At 40.0% G+C, this 13,299-nt stretch carries 15 protein-coding genes and 1 other annotated feature; of the genes, 5 read left to right on the top strand and 10 right to left on the bottom strand.

Annotation, left to right across the window (positions count from 1 at the left end; translation table 11 throughout):
* Nucleotides 1-3 precede the first annotated feature (3 nt).
* Nucleotides 4-528, bottom strand: a complete 525-nt coding sequence (locus HMPREF1210_RS15445; protein WP_016429634.1) for a hypothetical protein — start codon at nucleotides 526-528, stop codon at nucleotides 4-6.
* A 112-nt stretch (nucleotides 529-640) separates the two neighbouring features.
* On the opposite strand from HMPREF1210_RS15445, the gene HMPREF1210_RS18690 reads away from it, so the two are divergent.
* Nucleotides 641-757 (top strand): hypothetical protein, encoded by a 117-nt coding sequence (locus tag HMPREF1210_RS18690; protein ID WP_147640367.1) that lies wholly within the window; start codon nucleotides 641-643, stop codon nucleotides 755-757.
* Between the two features lie 44 nt (nucleotides 758-801).
* Here the strand turns inward: HMPREF1210_RS18690 and HMPREF1210_RS15440 are convergent, their stop codons facing one another.
* Nucleotides 802-1,884, bottom strand: a complete 1,083-nt coding sequence (locus HMPREF1210_RS15440) for a DUF2087 domain-containing protein (protein ID WP_016429633.1) — start codon at nucleotides 1,882-1,884, stop codon at nucleotides 802-804.
* A gap of 264 nt (nucleotides 1,885-2,148) precedes the next feature.
* Here HMPREF1210_RS15440 and HMPREF1210_RS15435 point away from each other — a divergent pair, with 264 nt between their 5' ends.
* Both HMPREF1210_RS15435 and HMPREF1210_RS15430 read left to right on the top strand, forming a co-directional pair.
* Nucleotides 2,149-2,769, top strand: a complete 621-nt coding sequence (locus HMPREF1210_RS15435) for a DUF47 domain-containing protein (protein WP_016429632.1) — start codon at nucleotides 2,149-2,151, stop codon at nucleotides 2,767-2,769.
* A gap of 14 nt (nucleotides 2,770-2,783) precedes the next feature.
* Nucleotides 2,784-3,782: an inorganic phosphate transporter gene (locus HMPREF1210_RS15430; RefSeq protein WP_016429631.1), complete on the top strand. Its 999-nt coding sequence runs from the start codon at nucleotides 2,784-2,786 to the stop codon at nucleotides 3,780-3,782.
* 40 nt (nucleotides 3,783-3,822) lie between these two features.
* Here the strand turns inward: HMPREF1210_RS15430 and HMPREF1210_RS15425 are convergent, their stop codons facing one another.
* The 5 genes from HMPREF1210_RS15425 to HMPREF1210_RS15405 form a co-directional block, all read right to left on the bottom strand.
* Complete coding sequence (locus HMPREF1210_RS15425) at nucleotides 3,823-4,464, bottom strand: pentapeptide repeat-containing protein (protein ID WP_016429630.1); 642 nt, start codon at nucleotides 4,462-4,464, stop codon at nucleotides 3,823-3,825.
* A 44-nt stretch (nucleotides 4,465-4,508) separates the two neighbouring features.
* Entirely contained in the window at nucleotides 4,509-4,895 is a 387-nt protein-coding gene (locus HMPREF1210_RS15420) for a YobA family protein (protein ID WP_016429629.1), read from the bottom strand.
* Between the two features lie 4 nt (nucleotides 4,896-4,899).
* Entirely contained in the window at nucleotides 4,900-6,201 is a 1,302-nt protein-coding gene (locus HMPREF1210_RS15415; protein WP_016429628.1) for an RNA-binding domain-containing protein, read from the bottom strand.
* A 90-nt stretch (nucleotides 6,202-6,291) separates the two neighbouring features.
* A complete protein-coding gene (locus HMPREF1210_RS15410; protein ID WP_016429627.1) occupies nucleotides 6,292-6,753 on the bottom strand; it encodes a GNAT family N-acetyltransferase in 462 nt (153 codons plus the stop codon).
* Complete coding sequence (locus HMPREF1210_RS15405; RefSeq protein ID WP_016429626.1) at nucleotides 6,750-7,220, bottom strand: hypothetical protein; 471 nt, start codon at nucleotides 7,218-7,220, stop codon at nucleotides 6,750-6,752. Before HMPREF1210_RS15405 ends, HMPREF1210_RS15410 begins: the two co-directional genes overlap by 4 nt.
* A gap of 105 nt (nucleotides 7,221-7,325) precedes the next feature.
* Nucleotides 7,326-7,530, top strand: a binding site (T-box leader).
* 108 nt (nucleotides 7,531-7,638) lie between these two features.
* Between HMPREF1210_RS15405 and proS the strand changes: the two genes are divergently transcribed.
* Complete coding sequence (gene proS / locus HMPREF1210_RS15400) at nucleotides 7,639-9,078, top strand: proline--tRNA ligase (protein ID WP_369758155.1); 1,440 nt, start codon at nucleotides 7,639-7,641, stop codon at nucleotides 9,076-9,078.
* A 155-nt stretch (nucleotides 9,079-9,233) separates the two neighbouring features.
* Here proS and HMPREF1210_RS15395 read toward each other — a convergent pair whose 3' ends face one another.
* Together HMPREF1210_RS15395 and HMPREF1210_RS15390 are read right to left on the bottom strand one after the other, a co-directional pair.
* Nucleotides 9,234-9,653 carry an NUDIX hydrolase gene (locus tag HMPREF1210_RS15395; protein ID WP_016429623.1) on the bottom strand — a complete coding sequence of 140 codons (420 nt, stop codon included), beginning with the start codon at nucleotides 9,651-9,653 and terminating at the stop codon, nucleotides 9,234-9,236.
* 24 nt (nucleotides 9,654-9,677) lie between these two features.
* Nucleotides 9,678-10,412: an SDR family NAD(P)-dependent oxidoreductase gene (locus HMPREF1210_RS15390; RefSeq protein ID WP_016429622.1), complete on the bottom strand. Its 735-nt coding sequence runs from the start codon at nucleotides 10,410-10,412 to the stop codon at nucleotides 9,678-9,680.
* A gap of 215 nt (nucleotides 10,413-10,627) precedes the next feature.
* Between HMPREF1210_RS15390 and HMPREF1210_RS15385 the strand changes: the two genes are divergently transcribed.
* Nucleotides 10,628-11,572 carry a 3-hydroxyacyl-CoA dehydrogenase NAD-binding domain-containing protein gene (locus HMPREF1210_RS15385; protein WP_016429620.1) on the top strand — a complete coding sequence of 315 codons (945 nt, stop codon included), beginning with the start codon at nucleotides 10,628-10,630 and terminating at the stop codon, nucleotides 11,570-11,572.
* A 39-nt stretch (nucleotides 11,573-11,611) separates the two neighbouring features.
* Here HMPREF1210_RS15385 and HMPREF1210_RS15380 read toward each other — a convergent pair whose 3' ends face one another.
* Complete coding sequence (locus HMPREF1210_RS15380) at nucleotides 11,612-13,279, bottom strand: hypothetical protein (RefSeq protein WP_016429619.1); 1,668 nt, start codon at nucleotides 13,277-13,279, stop codon at nucleotides 11,612-11,614.
* Nucleotides 13,280-13,299 lie beyond the last annotated feature (20 nt).

The following is a 13,299-nucleotide window of genomic DNA, read 5'->3' as shown; positions in this document are numbered from 1 at the left end:
CATCTATTTTTTATTAAAAACGAAAGGTTCGTATTCCCTGACAAGAAACGTTCCTTCCTCTATCTCAATTACTAACACTTCTTTGCCATAGGCAATCTCTTCATTGTCATAGCCTACTGCTCGCTTGGATAGAAGCCCGCCTACTGTTTCAATCACAATCTCACCATAACCGTCAGATGGTATGGGCGTAATGACTTTGCCAACTAAACCTGCTAACGACTCATCCGTATAGGCGATTGACACTTCGGCTGATGCCATGGGCAGTAAAATAAAAAAGTACAGTAAAATATCGAGAACCACTCCCACTGCGAGACTCGCAAACAAGACAATCCAGCTATTCCAGTTGGTGGAGACTTCAAGCACATACCCGCTAGCTGAAACAAAAGTGACGAATGCCATTATAACGGTAGGGTTTAAAAAAGGAATGCCTTCCCCAATCCCTTCAGCAACATCTCCAAAAAATACATACAGAACAGTCACTGCCCCCGTAATGAGGAGCACATACATGTAGATTTGTTCAATGGACATCCAATCACTCCCATTTAATGAATTCTTTAGTCTCACCTATTACTACGGAGGACAAAAAGAAAAGTTTCATTTTTCCAAATATTTTTTTGATACTTAAGCTGAGATGAATTGAATGAATACAGGAACTGCCATCTTTTTAAACGGTGTATCGAGCTCTGGAAAGTCTTCCTTGGCGAAGGAAATGATTAAACACTTTCCGGATTACAGCCGCACTTCTAGCCAAAAATAAAAGCACATGTGCTACTCAATCTTGAGTCCGCACATGTGCTACTTTCAATTATATCCACGTTCACCATAAGGCTGTTTTTCAACACACCATTTTTCTTTTGCATCTGCTAGTTCTTCTTTTAATTGCAAAGCAGACTTCCCTTCCGTTTCAATGGACTCTAACACTTCAAATTGAAATGCCTCTTCACCGAATTGTTCCCAATCCTTCTGCAAGTCCTTATTCAATAAGGTGCCGCCATTCAATTCGAACTTCAAACCATTTTGTCTTTTCAAGTTAGGTACTGCAGCAATGAACATTTTGCCATTTTGTTTGTTCGTTACACAATACACACCCGCAATTGTCTTCTCTTCCTTCATTTGCTGCTTTAATTCTTTCTTCCGGTCAATATCCGACCCTTCTTTTTCTTTTATCCAATAAGCGGATCCATCCGTTTTTCTTGCCAAAAAGTGATACATCACTAAATATCTTCTTACAAATGTATGGTCATCAAACACTTCTTTAATAAGTGCGTTTACTTCTCTTTCCGTATAGATTTTTCCTATTTCAAACTTCTTTACGATTTCACATAAGACGATGAATCGATGCTTTTCCTGTAATTTAAATGTTCGTAACTTTCCATTCGACCAGTTCTTCTTCAATACTTCCTCGTATTCTTTTTCTGTTATTTCGAATGGTTCCTCAAATAATAGGGAATCTTCTTTATTTTGAGCGCTAAGTTTGTGTCCCTCTTCCATCAAGCTCATTAAGGTTAAATATACTTTCGCTTGTCGTTCTTTCTTTTTTAAAGAAAAACGGTGATTCCTAACTGTAGATGCACTCCCGATTTTCAAAGAATCTTGTATATCACGGTCTGATTTCCCTTCAAACAGAAGGTGAAGCACAGCCTTCTGTTGATCGGATAACCCTGTAACTTCTTTATTTTGTTCCATTAAATAGGAAAATACTGATACATGCTTTTCTCTAATATGTAATTGCATATACTTTGAAGCCTCATAAAACTGTTCACCTACAGGGTATATCAGACCTTTCTCAATAGATTTGTGACACATTAGACACTTATATGATTCTTCAGTTTCTGTAAATCCATTTTTCATTTCATATAAACTTGCATCAATCAACGAATACACATAAACACTTCCTTGTTTTGTTTTATTTATTATAGACAATAATACTTATTGTTTACACGGAATGCAAGTTGTATAATTCTTGAATTGTAATGAATAATAAGGTTTACGACAATCAAAGCTGAATGTTCACTTAAAATTTTTATGTTACGGGAATGTAAAGATTCTCAATCTTGAGTAAAAAGTGTTTAGATTTAGTATAGATTTTGATATGATGTTTGAGGTTATTTATATAACCTATCTTATTTAAAGTCCAGGAGGCTTTCTATGTTTAGTCCAAAAAAACAAGACCCATTCTTCGCTGCTTTACTCGGAATCGCAGAAACAGTAAGAGAAGCTACTCATTACGCGGATGATTTTAAAATTGTCAGTGTTTCGGATTTGAAAGAGCTTAGCATCAAGTTGAAAAACTATGAAACAGAAGGCGATAAATTAATACATGATTTGATTCTCAAGTTGAATAAATCTTTCATGACTCCAATTGAGCGAGAGGACATTCTTTATTTAGCTAATAAAATGGATGATATTTTAGATGGCGTGGAAGCTTTCGCAGCTTATTTGGAGATGTATTCTTTGATTGACATCGACGATTCAATGCGTACTTTCCTACATTACATTGTGAAAAGTACTGATGAAATCGTTAAAGCAATGGAGTTATTGGCAAACAAGAAACTGCTTCAAATGCGTGAGCATGCAATCTTGATCAAAGACTATGAACGCAAATGTGATGAAGTATTACGTACTTCAATCAAACAACTTTTCATAAACGAAAAAGATCCGATACGTATTATTCAGTTCAAGGATATTTACGAGCAGCTTGAAGACATCGCAGATTACTCTCAAAACGTGGCAAACACGATTGAGACAATCATCATGCGTAATGCATAGGAGCTGAAAAATACATGGATGCAGTACTCATATTAACAATACTAGTCGTCATTTTCGCACTGGGATTTGATTTTATAAATGGTTTTCATGATACAGCAAATGCGATTGCAACTTCAGTTTCTACACGGGCACTTTCGCCACGAGTTGCAGTAATACTAGCAGCTACCATGAACTTTATCGGCGCATTAACTTTCACTGGAGTTGCTAAGACGATCTCGAAAGATATCGTAGATCCGTTCACGCTTCAAAACGGCTCACTCATTATTCTAGCAGCACTATTGTCCGCAATTGCTTGGAACTTAATTACATGGTATTTTGGTATTCCTTCCAGCTCATCACATGCATTGATTGGTTCGATTGCGGGTGCGGCTGTTTCGGCTGCTGGTTTAGGTGTATTAAATTACGAAGGATTCATAAAAATTCTGCAAGCACTACTAATCTCACCATTCTTAGCTCTTGCTGTCGGATTCTTGATGATGTCGTTGTTTAAAGTATTATTCAAGAAAAACACTCTCTACAAAACGAACAAAGGCTTCCGTATTTTCCAAATCGGTACAGCGGCATTACAATCATTTACTCACGGTACAAATGATGCACAAAAAGCAATGGGTATCATTACGATGGCTTTAATCGCTGCTGATTTACAAACAACAGACGATATCCAAATGTGGGTACGTGTTTGTGCTGCACTTGCAATGGGACTTGGAACATCTATCGGTGGATACAAAATCATCAAAACTGTTGGTGGTAAAATCATGAAGATTCGTCCAGTTAACGGGGCGGCAGCTGATTTATCATCCGCATTAATTATTTTCGGAGCGACGACGATTCATTTGCCAGTTTCAACAACTCACGTTATTTCTTCTGCGATTATGGGTGTTGGTTCTGCTCAGCGTGTAAAAGGCGTTAAATGGGGCGTTGCACGAAAAATTGTATTAACTTGGGTTATTACACTTCCAATTTGCGCAGTCCTTGCCGGTATCTTTTACCAAATTCTTAACTTATTCTTTTAAACTTAAAAAGCTGTCCACTCAAGTTACGAGTGGACAGCTTTTAGTGTTTAACGATAAGACCTAGAGATTTTGCAAAACCGAGCGCTTGTTCAGTTGAAACGGTACAGCCCGATAATTTATCAACACTTACTGTTACTTGTTCGTATGTACACGTGCTGAGATCCACATCCGCTAAACTTGTATCAGTAAAATTAGCACCGTCCAATTGACAATCATTGAACAAAACCTTATCAAATGTACAATTAAAAAAGTCCGCTTTATTCAATGCGGTTTGTTGGAACTTCACTCGCTTCATTTTACTAAAACTAAATACTGTGTAGTTGGCTACACAGTTATTGATCACAGTATGTCCGAAGCGGCTTTCCGTGCACTGCACACCGACTAGTTTTGAATGATGAAATTCTACTCGATGAAATACCGAATCTCCAAAATCAACGTTGGATAAATCACATCTCTCGAACTTACAATCAATGAATTCCACTTGATCGAAACATACCCCTTCAAATGAAACATCCTTGAAATGCACTTGATCAAAACTAACTTTGCTCTCAGGTAATTCCGCTACATTCCAAGACGAAACCATTCCCCGGGAAATAAATCGTTCTTCTTCGACTTCAATTAAAGTTGCAATGTCTAATTGTTGTTCGAGTTGTTCAGGTATTTTTGGCTTATCAATTTTCATTCTTGCGCCACCTTTCATCAGGCTTAACATATAATTTTTACGCTTTAATGTTGAGACTCTTCATCCAGGATTCGAACACTATTAGCACTTGCTTTGCCAGGATAAGATTCCGACACATGGTTATATGAAATTCGAACTTTGTCGAACTCACTCACGTTTTTCACTTGATCAATCGATAATGAAAACCAAATGGCATCACTTGCACCTTCCACCATTTCTTCCTCAGTTAAACCTTTTAACTCAGTTTCATCTTTTCCGCTGACGACCAAAATACGTGCAGCTTCTTTTTTAGCTACTGTTCCTTCTATCCAAATAGCATTTTTGTTTTGCGTTTGATTACTTTGGAAAAACATGGTAATGGATATTACAACGGCTGCTATAGCTACGACTGCTGTCGTGCTAATTAATATGACGGCTTTCTTGCCTTTCATAACTTTATTCCTCCTGTTTATTAATGGCCAAGGTATAAATACGCCCTTTACGTTCCCCTTCAGCTACCAGTAAATTCTTTGTCACCATGTCACGCACGATTTGTGTCACACGAGATGGGGAAACGCCTAAGATTTGTTGAAAATCTACATTTTTCGCTTGGTTGTTTTCCAGCAAGTAATTCATGATTGCTTCTTCATGAGTCAACTCAAGATGTAACTTTGTTCGGTTGTTTACTTTTTCTATTTGTTCTATACGCGGAAGCTTAACGATTACACTATCTTTTTGGACAGAAACTTTTGGCTTCTCGTCTCCATCGTGATAAGTATCGAAAATACGACGGATTCCGTTGCCACGCCCATCCGTTAAACCCAAATCGACAAACATTGCATGCAAACGCGGATTTCTGCGAACAATTCGAGATCCTTTTTTTATAGACTCTATCGACAAGCCCTCCACTAGTGTTCCTGGTGAAGCTACTTCAATGCGGTTAGCAAACCGAACAATCGATACGTCACCCTCCATCGAGTAATCTCGATGAACGAATGCATTCACTACACTCTCCTGAAGTAATACATCTGGATAAGATGATTGAATTTCCCTCAGCCCGGCCATAATTCGACTGAATTGGGTTACAATCGACCCTGAAAAATCACTCGCTTGCTTGCAAAAAGAAGTAGATCGATCTCCACTGTATTGTAACAAGACGCCACGGGTTTGAGAAGAATCTGACAACCACGTACCCAATCGTGTTAAAACAAATTCACCATTATTCCAACGAATTGCATTGTACGAGGCCAATACATCTTCCAGGTTTTCTTCCACATTTTCAAATCTTGGCATTTTACTTTTCAAGGTTTGTACAAAATCGACAAATCCCAAAAAATCTTCACGTTGGAACTTGATAGTAGTTAGCGCATTTTCAGTTTCATCAAGTTGGCGCAAGAGTATAAAACGTTGCACTTCTTCTGCTGTTCTCAATAAGCGTTTTTTCGAACCATACCGAACATAAAGCTCCTCGAACAATGTAGATCGTTTACGATACACATGTTCAGTTGCTTTCACTGTTACCTCTAAAATTACTTTTCCATCTATAATTACGTGTTTGACATCAATCAACGGCAAAGGTTCGACCATTTTACTTAACTGATCATATAAGGCATTTTCCTCTGCTAAAGGATTTTCCAATCCCATGATGCTCATTTCGTCTTCCATTCCTATTTTCAGCGTACCACCGGTTCCATTGGCAAATGCGATAACTTCCCGATACAGCTTGTTCGTCACCTTGTCTTTATATTCAATATTCAACCTCGTACACCACCTATCGATAATTGTTTCTACTAGTATATCGATAAAAAATAAATACTTCCAAAGCAAAAAGAACCAGGAAATAAAATCCTAGTCCTCAAATGTGTAACATAGGCGAATCATATCGCGACACAACAAACCATTTTCAACTATCGGTTCATCATAATTACGTGTAAAATAATCGAAATCGATGCCGATTATACGAAATCCACATTGCTGATATAGCTTCAATTGGAGAATACTAGAATTGCCAGTCCCGATTTCAACTTGAGCGTATCCTCGTTTAGAAGCTTCACTTATTGCGTGAGAAATTAGTTGTTTGCCGTGTCCTCTTCCTTGGAAGTCTTCATGGACAGCAACATTCATAATTTCAACGACAATTTTCCCCGTCTCTTTCAGAACATATACAGCGATGGCTTTGCCTGACTCTTCGCCAACATAAACATTTCCACTCTTTACGTATTCTTCTACAACTGCACGGGAAGGATCCGCCAAAAGCAATAATGCCCACGGCGGCGTTTCCCCTTTTGTTATTTTTCGGATAATCATCATTTAGTCGATGTGCGGAATCCTTCACTCAATAAATACTCTTCTGCTTCTTCAAATGAACCGTAGCTTTCTTCCAGGTTGTGCGTGTGATAAATATTCCACAATGTATCTTCCTGAACAAGCTTCAATTCCTGTCCTTCGCGATTTTTCCATACTTGCTCTACGTTGAGTACTTCTTCTTCATAATGTTCTTCTTCAGATAAAATCCCAATGGAATCTGTAATCATTTCGCGTAACTCAGCTTCCGTCGCTTCACGAATGTTGATCATGCCTTTACTATCTGAATCATATTTTTTTAAATCCCCAACAAAAACAAAGCCGTTGCCGTTTGGGTGCAAGTGATATACGACCGTTTTTTTGTCATATAGGCTGTCATCGAAATGATAGTTCAAACGTTTTAATGATACTTCTTTTTTTGTCAGCTCAGGGTACGATTCAATGATTTCTTGTTTTTGTTCAAATGTTAGCATAGTGCGCCTCTTTTCATAATGTTTCATTGGCTCATTATATCACATGAGCCCAAAATAAATTTGTTGACACTTTAAAACTTTACCCGATATAATCACAGAAATAGTTAAACAACGTTGAGAAGGACCAGTAAAGAAACGTGTGTTTTTTTAGAGAGGGAGTTGTACGGTGAAAGACTCCTAAAGACCACTTCTTGAACCTACCTTTGAGTTCGATCTCGAAAGATATTCGCGGCGACAGTCGTTAACATGTATGAGTGTGAAGCTTTGCTTCAAATGAGGGTGGTACCGCCATGGAGACATGGTCCCTCGTTTGTTGCAGAGCTTTTTTGTTTATTAGGCAACTTTTAATAATGATTTTCTTGTTGGCTCTTGTGGAATATGCAGCTAGCGCAAATGTACGATAAACAACAATAAAGGGGTGTTTTCAATGAAAAAAGAGTTTGTGCAAAGTGTGACGGCGATGGATGAAGACTTCGCTCAGTGGTTTACGGATGTTGTGACGAAAGCGGAACTGGCCGATTATTCAAGCGTGCGAGGTTCGATGATTATCCGTCCTTATGGTTACGCAATCTGGGACAATGTAAAAGAAGCGCTGGATGCACGTATTAAAGCAACCGGCCATGAAAATGTCTATATGCCACTGTTCATTCCAGAATCTTTATTGCAAAAAGAAAAAGACCATATAGAAGGATTTGCACCTGAGGTCGCATGGGTGACGCATGGTGGAGACGAGAAATTAGCTGAACGTTTATGTGTACGACCAACTTCAGAAGTATTATTTTGTGAGCATTTCAGCAATATCATTCATTCTTACCGTGACTTGCCTAAGCTATATAACCAATGGTCGAACGTTGTCCGTTGGGAGAAAACGACACGCCCGTTTTTACGCACGCTAGAGTTCTTATGGCAAGAAGGACATACTGCACACGCGACAGATGAGGATGCACAAGTTGAAACCATCCGCATGTTGGATGAATACGCACAGTTATGTGAAGAGTGGCTTGCTATCCCTGTCGTGAAAGGGCAGAAAACGGATAAAGAGAAATTTTCCGGAGCGAAATCCACGTATACGATTGAAACATTGATGCATGACGGAAAAGCTTTGCAATCCGGCACTTCACATCATTTCGGAGATGGCTTTGCCCGAGCATTCGATATCAAATATCTAGATAAAGAAGGCAAGCAACAATATGTCCACCAAACATCATGGGGATTCACTACTCGTATTATCGGGGCCATGATTATGGTGCACGGTGACGATCGCGGCCTTGTCATGCCTCCAAAAATTGCACCTACACAAGTGATGATTGTGCCGATTGCACAACATAAAGAAGGTGTATTGGATTATGCGTACGACCTAAAAGAGCGCTTATCTGGCAGTGCGCGAGTCGGTATAGATGCATCGGACAAAAAACCAGGTTGGAAATTCAATGAGTATGAAATGAAAGGAATTCCAATTCGCCTGGAAGTTGGACCAAAAGATATAGAGCAAGGTCAAGTCGTGCTGGTTAGACGTGACACTGGTGAGAAAATTGTGGTGTCTGCGGATGAGCTGGAAGCTAAACTGACGGGATTACTTGAAGACATTCAGAACAATTTGTTCAACAAAGCCTTGTCTCATAGGGAAGAACACACGTCTGTCGCGAAATCATTTGAAGATTTCAAGCGTGTGCTGGTTGAAAAACCAGGCTTCATCAAAGCCATGTGGTGTGGAGATGTGGCATGTGAAGAGTTCATTAAAGAAGAAACTTCCGCGACGTCACGTTGCATCCCATTTGAACAAGAAAAGTTAAGCGATACATGCGTTTGCTGCGAAAAACCAGCTGACAAGATGGTTTACTGGGCAAAAGCGTATTAAAAGTAGTGAAAAGCCTTCCCTGCTAGGTTGGGAAGGCTTTTTTCATGTCATCATTTGAAGTTATTGGGGCAACTTTTGGTGTTATAGGGGCAACTCTTGGTCATATTGGGGCAACTTTCCACCTTATAGGGGCAACTAACCAATTATCTCCTAATTCAACTTTCAGTCGCCTTAACCAGCAGTTCCTTCAAGAACGCCACGTCCTCGGGATAACTCATTTCTAACGAATCCAATTCATCGGCAGATTTCCAGGCTATCTCTAAAATAAAATCATCAGGGTCCTGCAAGGTCAACTCCCCACTTACTTGCTCCACCAAAAAGTATTGCAAATCATAAGAAATCCCATACTGTGCATTCACTCCGTTTTTGTCCTGAAGTTTCGACACAATTTCAACAGTCAAACCAGTTTCTTCTTCGAACTCTCGTATGCAAGCTTCCTCATACGTCTCCCTACCTTCGATTCCGCCTGAAGGAATCGTCCATTTCGGCTCTTCATCTGGTGCAGCTTGCAACACCATCAATATTTGATTGTTTTCATTGATGCACACACCCGCGGCACCTTTCCAATGAAACATAATAAACCTCCTCTTACATCCAACTTAATGTTCGTAAATCATTTTGCGCGTCATGCCACCATCCACAACCAAATTAATGCCTGTGACAAAATCGTTTTGAGGATCGGTTAAATACAGACATGCTTTGGCTATATCTGATGGCTTGCCCACTCTCCCAGAGAGATGCTGTTTGTGGTCAACATCTCGAAGTTCGTTGTAATCCCCTGTCTCTATCCAGCCTGGAGATATTGCGTTCACCGTTATATGATGCTCCGCAAGAGATGCTGCGAGCGCATGAGTGATAGCGACGATTCCACCTTTTGTTGCCGCATATGCTTCTGAATTCGGTTCGGACATGGTTGCGCGCGTAGAAGCGATATTGACGATTGAACCTCCACTTTCCTGCTGACGCATTTGCATTGCGGCTTCACGTGAACACAAAAAGACACTGCGTAAATTCGTGTTGATAACTTCATCCCACTCCGTTATCGATAAATCGAATAATGGTTTGAAGTTGCTCTTCCCTGCATTATTAATCAAAATATCGATACGACCGAATTTTTTTAATGTTTCTTGCATTAAATTTTTGATGTCGGCTTCTTTTCTTACATCTGTTTTAACAAAAACACTGCCAACAAGCTGTTTGCTCACTTCTTTACCTAGCTTCTCTTTCACATCAGCCAGAACTACTTGTGCACCTTTTGCCACATAAGCTTCCGCAATTCCGCGTCCAATGCCTTGTGAAGCGCCAGTTACAATAACGACTTGTGCTTGATTCATGATTGAAAACCTTCTTTCACACTATAATTCAACGAGTCCACCATTCCGTGAATACAACAATTCCTATGACCACGGCAAATGCTAATATGTAAAACCACTCGGGAACGCCACCAAAACTCATCATCGTCCACATCCTCTACTCATTCACAAAATTCACACAATAGAACTATTTAAATATGATAACATGGTTTTAGTTAAAACTAGGAGGATGAGCCATGACGTGCATACATAGTGATTTACAACGCTTCGACCCCGTGACAGTAATTGGGGCAGGAACGATTGGACTTTCGTGGGCAACTTTATTTTTAGCACACGGATTGACGGTAAGATTATACGATCCTAGGCCAGATTTGAACGAAGTATCAGAACAGCATTTCAATTCAATTGGCTCTACGTTAACTTTACTCAACCTGCCGGCAACAGGTTTTGAATCACGTTTGACTCTTACATCCAACTTACAACAAGCCGTAACGGGGGCAGCAGTGCTTCAGGAGAATGGACCTGAAAAATTGGCTCTGAAACAGGAACTCTTCGCTGAAATCGAAAAGTATGTGGAAGCACATACTTTATTACTGTCTTCTTCTTCAACAATCCCTGCAAGTGATATTTCGGCATTCATGAAGGACAAGAGCCGCATGTTAATTGGCCATCCATTCAATCCTCCACTTGTAATGCCTTTAGTTGAAGTCGTACCAGGTCAATTCACATCAAATGAAGCAGTAGAAGATGCGCTCGTGTTTTACAAAACACTGGGCAAAGCCCCACAACATATCCAAAAAGAAGTTTTTGGTTTTGTAGCGAACCGATTGCAGTTTGCTATGCTGAGGGAAGCTATGTATTTAGTTGATGAAGGCGTAGTTGCAATGGAAGATGTGGACGAAATCGTCAAAGATTCAATCGGGTTAAGATGGGCAGCAACCGGACCGATGCTCGGAATGCATCTAGGTGGTGGTCAGGGTGGTATGGAATCATTCATGCGCCATCTCGGTCCGACCATGGAAAAGAGCTGGGATGCACAAGGAAATCTCAAAATGGATGAGGAAACTATTTCCCGCCTATCGACTAAATCTCGCGAATCCTACGGCCGTTCAACCATTGATGAACTTGCGCAAATGCGTGACGAAAAGCAGATGGCCATATTAAAAACAAGAGATAAATAAGTAAAAGGCTGTCTCGAATTCATCGAGACAGCCTTTCTATTATTCCAATCCGGTTATCTTCATTTCTTTAACAGGCAAGAACATTTCGCCAGTATTCAAATAAGTCACGTTCACTTGATCTCCCTCTTTCAAGTAGACCGCCAAAGGCTCCACTTCTGTGGATACTAAGTAATTGGTACCGTCCGTTAACATGAACGAAACAAGTGTGAAATCTCCTACTCGTTCTTTGTAGACGCGCTCGACATTACCGGTAGTTGTAGCTTCCTCTGAACTAGAACTTCCATCTACACTGCTGCCACCACGTTGCAATGCTGTTTTATACAACTTCAATGCTTCGTTTGGTGTATTGGCAAAAGCGGAAATTTCGGGATTTGCCGCAGACACGATAAAGTAGTTTTGCAAAAATCCATTGGCATCAAGAACCGGAGTCAACCAACTTGCTTCCCCGTAGAAATTGTACAGAATGGGCATCTCACCAAACCATTTTTTCTCGATGAATTTCTTTTCAACGATTTGAAGTGCACCATATGAATCCATATAGGACTCTTCCATATTACCTGTATAATAAGTGGCTTCGCCTGTTCGTGCATCCGTTAATGAATACCCAAGCATGGAATCCACGCCTTCTTTTGGACTTGTGAAATCAGTGAAGTAATACATTTCCCCATTCTCATTAAAAACAGGGCTGACATTCGCTTCTGTTCCTTCATCGGAAGGGAGCTTCACATCTTTTTTACCAAACTTACTGTTCCAGAATCCATGAACGTAGTTTCCGAAATAACTATTTTGCAAACTCACCACTTCTGGCGATACAGCTCCATCAATGAAGTCAGGGACTTCGTTCAATGCATACGTTTTGACGTCACCGGATTGTGGATTCACCACAGCTACTCCTGTTACCTCAAAACCATTACGTGCAGATACGAACTTCCCGAATGAACGGATATAATGCGGCTTACCTTCGTCATCAATTTCAAGCTGCATGTCACCATGGAAAATTGTTTCTGGCAACTCCAGACGTAAATGGCGTGCAACATTTTTTTGGAAGAATGATGATGGTGTATACGACATTTCTGCTTTTACAAACTTCGGATTGTCCGTTGAATCGGTTGCACTCATCATGAAATATCCTGGGGTGGTGTCCCCATTCACCCATTTAAAGAAACCGGAAAACTCAACTGGTGCAATGTAAACAAAGGCATCATCCACTTTTTGAATTTGCAATCTGCCTAATTCGTAGTAACTCGTATTCGGTACTTGACCGAATGCTTTTTTCATTTTATTGCGTGCAAATTTTGGTGGAACACTTGCAGGCGTTTCCTTTTCATCAAAGGCTTCGATTTCAACTTCTTGCTTCATTTTTGCGGAATCGAATTTTTCATCTGCATTAAACAACAAAGCGCTTAACATGTAGCCCCCAAATACAAGGGAAGCAAGGAAAAGTACTCCTTTAATTTGACGTTCTTTACCTGTTGCTGAAAATACGCCAAGACCTGTCGCCAAAATGGCAAGCGGCCAAAGAGCAGATAGATTTCGATCTATATTCGTTACGTAATAGAATGTGAAGATTATAATTGCCAACCCAATTGCAGTTCCAATAATTCCAGCGGCAATTTCTTTGCGTTTTTCTTTAGGCAATGTCAGCGGCATAATTAGAACTGCAACAACGATTGCAATGATGATGCTATAAAGGAAAGTTAATCCCATTTGAACTCCTCATTTCTTAG

Source organism: Paenisporosarcina sp. HGH0030 (genome assembly GCF_000411295.1).
GTDB lineage: Bacteria > Bacillota > Bacilli > Bacillales_A > Planococcaceae > Paenisporosarcina.
Note: the sequence above shows the minus strand (reverse complement) of the source record. Positions and strands in the feature narration are given on the sequence as shown.